Below are 207 nucleotides of genomic sequence, written 5' to 3'. Positions count from 1 at the left end.
GCTTCTATGGTGTTCCCCAAGGAGAAGGAGAGTTTAGCCTTGAGAAAATAGAACAAGAAGGCTACAGCATTTTTTTTGTGGGCAGTTCGATGGAAGAAGTTCAAACCGCGATCAACAACAACAGAATTGAATTAATTCAATTAATTGAATTAGTTGCTGAAGACTATCAAGGATTTAATATTCTCAAAGTTGGCGATCGCTTCTATG

1 protein-coding gene is annotated in these 207 nt (G+C 37.7%); it reads left to right on the top strand.

From position 1 onward, the window contains the following. The coding region (locus JUI58_RS27695; RefSeq protein WP_204103712.1) for a hypothetical protein at positions 1-207 on the top strand (207 nt) is incomplete at both ends.

This window comes from Spirulina sp. CCY15215, from assembly GCF_016888125.1.
GTDB lineage: Bacteria > Cyanobacteriota > Cyanobacteriia > Cyanobacteriales > Spirulinaceae > CCY15215.
The sequence above is the reverse complement of the archived record's forward strand: the minus strand, read 5'-3'. Positions and strand labels throughout refer to the sequence as shown.